The sequence below is a fragment of the Staphylococcus sp. GW821-FHT11H10 genome, assembly GCF_058807855.1.
This window is the reverse complement of the sequence record NZ_JBXARC010000047.1, coordinates 1-3,216: the sequence shown is the minus strand read 5'-3', so window position 1 is coordinate 3,216 and position 3,216 is coordinate 1. Positions and strand designations below refer to the sequence as shown.

Below are 3,216 nucleotides of genomic sequence, written 5' to 3'. Positions count from 1 at the left end.
AAAAAAAGAGATTAAACAACCTAAGGTTGCTTAATCTCAATATTTGGACTCATCAGTCCGATTTGACGTAGAGCCAAAATAAAAAACACCTTACATCTTGGTAAGGTGTTACTAAAGTCAATATTTTACAATCTATTTATTATAGTTTTACAACGTTTGCAGCTTGAGGACCGCGGTCGCCTTCAACTACTTCAAATTCAACTGATTGACCTTCTTCTAATGATTTGTAACCATCTTGGTTAATTGCTGAAAAGTGTACGAATACGTCGTTTTCACCTTCAACTTCGATAAAACCAAAACCTTTTTCAGCGTTAAACCATTTAACTGTACCTTGTTTCATAATTCTGAAACCTCCAAGACTAAATTCTTTCAATATGCATTATTCGCATATTACAAAAAATACATGTGACAATTATGTATTAATAACAAAACGCTATAAATAACTCTTACAGATATTCTTTGCAATATGGAATAAAACCATTGCTTAATAATAATTATATGTTAGTTCTTACCAAATTGCAATACAATTATAGAAAATTGTCTTTTAATTAATTTTTGGTAGATTATAATATACTTCTTTATTATTTAATACAATAAAACTATAAAATATTTGTAAATCTTCTTCACAATCTTCACAAAAGTTTAAATCGCAATTGTTATAAAACGCATGAATATTGTATTTTCCAACAACATAATTATCGTAATAATCTTTACTTTTTGAAATTATATTTTTGTAGTAGTTTAGCATTTCATCATATGAAGTAAATTGATATTGCTCTATAATTTTATCTGTCCAGTCACTAAATAACCACCATCCCTCATAGTCAGCTCTAATTTTGGCAACTGTCCACATGTATATTTCCCCTCTCAATTAGCCTATAATAATCATTTTAACTATTTTATATCTGAATTAAAAATATAATGTCTCATACTTTTGTCCGATAGCCTGTTTATTCCATAGTAAATATTAGTTTTTTAGTATAAAACTTCGTATAATATATATAAGGAGTGATACTATGAAGCAAAAGCATTTACAAGTGTTTGGGACAGTTCAAGGTGTAGGCTTTCGATATTATACACAAAGATTAGCGAATAAGTATAATATTCTAGGCACTGTCCAGAATGTAGATGATTATGTTGAAATATATGCAATAGGTAATGACGATGACCTCGAACAGTTTATTAATGCTGTGACTGAAGGTGCATCACCTGCTTCACATGTTACACACTATGAGCTTGAAGATACTAATGTGAGTGAAGATTTTTCTGATTTTAAATCGATTTAAATATAAAAAGGAAGATGTAATTTGAGATATAATATTTCTCGACTTTTAGGCGTAATTGTAGGGATTCCAGTAGCTATGATATCTTGGATGGTCAGCGTATTTGGCTTTGATCTCTCATTTATTATTGATGCTTTGGTTGGTATTGGGATGTTTTTTGTGTCCTACTTTCCTACTCAACGACTCACGTCTAGGAAGTATTTAACCGAAATTGGTCTTTCACGAAGAGACTATCATTACGTAAGCAACCATTTAAAGCAAGCGCAAGATAAGATTAGAACAATATTAAAATCATTTGTCAATGTAAGATCTATTCAAGATTTCAGACAAATCAATGATATATATAGAATTTCAAAATCAATTCATTTTGCTGTTAAACAAAGGCCAGCAATGTTTTTTAAAGTAGAGAGTTTCTTTTATTCGCATATAGATAATGCGCTAAATTTAATAGAGTCGTATACTCGATTAGCAAAAATGCCAAAAAAAACGATTGAAGAAAAGCAAAAATTAGAACAAACTCGTATAACTTTAGATGAAGTTAAACGTACGTTGATTGCTGATTTGAAGAGAATCAATGAAGATGATTATGAGCGTCTAGATGTTGAAATGGAACTTAATAAATTAGAACAAAAACGTCATAAAGATAACTAGAATATAGAAATGGAGCGATTTTTTAAATGCCTCGAAATGATCAATTTAACAACTCACATCCATTAGATGATTATATAGAACAACAGCAACTAAATAACCTAGATAATAATAGTAATGTCAGTCTAGCGAATCAAAATACAGTTTTAGATGATTTTCAGCAACAATTCAGTGATAAAGAAATGCAAAAAATTGAAAGTATTAGTCAACAAATTAAACCTTTAGACAATGATGGTCTATTATCATATGGCTCACATTTGCAAGAAAATATGTCTAAATTCTCACATAAAATGTTGGATGAAGTGCAGACGAAAGATATTGGACCTGTTGGAGATTCACTTAATCAATTAATGACTAAGTTAAAAGCTGTAAATCCTGATGAGTTAAATCCAGAGAAACAATCAAAACTTAAGCGCTTTTTTAAACGTACAAAAGCTTCAATTAATGAAGTATTTTCTAGGATGCAATCAGTAAGTTCCCAGATTGATAGAATTACAATTCAGCTTGATAGACATAAAAATAATCTATCAAAAGATATCAAATTATTAGACGGATTATATCAACAAAATAAAGATTACTTTGATGATGTTAATTTATATATCGCCGCCGCTAAAAGAAGAAAACACGAAATACAAACGAACGACATTCCAAAATTACAAGAACATGCCAATCAAACTGGTAATCAAATGGATATACAAGCCGTAGCGGATATGGAACAATTTGTTGATCGTTTAGATAAACGTATCTATGATTTACAATTGTCTCGTCAAATTGCTATACAAACTGCACCACAAATTCGAATGATCCAAAATGTTAATCAAGCGTTGGCTGAGAAAATTCAAAGTTCTATACTTACAAGTATTCCACTTTGGAAAAATCAAATGGCAATTGCCCTTACGTTAATGAGACAGCGTAATGCAGTGTCTGCGCAACGTGCTGTAACAGATACAACCAATGATTTACTTACTCAGAATGCGGCTATGTTAAAACAAAATGCTATTGAAACTGCTACGGAAAATGAGCGTGGCATTGTAGACATTGAAACACTTAAAACAACGCAAAGTGATATTATTGAAACAATTGAACAAACACTTCAAATCCAACAAAATGGTCGTCAAAAACGTAAAGAAGCTGAGAAAGAACTTGTTGGCTTAGAAGATGAATTAAAACAACACTTACTTTCGATGAAGAAGGAATAACTAAAATAGTAAAGAGTCCGGGACATAAAGTTCTTGGATAAGTGAAAAAAAGACAATTTCTATTGAAATAATATAGAAATTGTCTT

General features: G+C 30.4%; 5 protein-coding genes. 3 read left to right on the top strand and 2 right to left on the bottom strand.

The features are described from left to right. Positions 1-139 precede the first annotated feature (139 nt). Together cspA and msaA are read right to left on the bottom strand one after the other, a co-directional pair. Positions 140-340, bottom strand: coding sequence for a cold shock protein CspA (gene cspA, locus AC1RRU_RS12515; protein ID WP_002433901.1), 201 nt, complete (start codon positions 338-340; stop codon positions 140-142). A 204-nt stretch (positions 341-544) separates the two neighbouring features. Then, positions 545-853, bottom strand: a complete 309-nt coding sequence (msaA, locus tag AC1RRU_RS12510) for a regulatory protein MsaA (RefSeq protein WP_011275801.1) — start codon at positions 851-853, stop codon at positions 545-547. 163 nt (positions 854-1,016) lie between these two features. On the opposite strand from msaA, the gene AC1RRU_RS12505 reads away from it, so the two are divergent. The 3 genes from AC1RRU_RS12505 to AC1RRU_RS12495 are packed head-to-tail and all read left to right on the top strand — an operon-like array spanning position 1,017 to position 3,130. Then, entirely contained in the window at positions 1,017-1,286 is a 270-nt protein-coding gene (locus AC1RRU_RS12505) for an acylphosphatase (protein WP_011275800.1), read from the top strand. Positions 1,287-1,307: 21 nt separating this feature from the next. After that, entirely contained in the window at positions 1,308-1,934 is a 627-nt protein-coding gene (locus AC1RRU_RS12500) for a 5-bromo-4-chloroindolyl phosphate hydrolysis family protein (RefSeq protein ID WP_011275799.1), read from the top strand. A 26-nt stretch (positions 1,935-1,960) separates the two neighbouring features. Then, the gene (locus tag AC1RRU_RS12495) at positions 1,961-3,130 is read left to right on the top strand and encodes a toxic anion resistance protein (protein ID WP_011275798.1); all 1,170 of its coding nucleotides are present in this window, start codon (positions 1,961-1,963) and stop codon (positions 3,128-3,130) included. Positions 3,131-3,216: the final 86 nt, after the last annotated feature.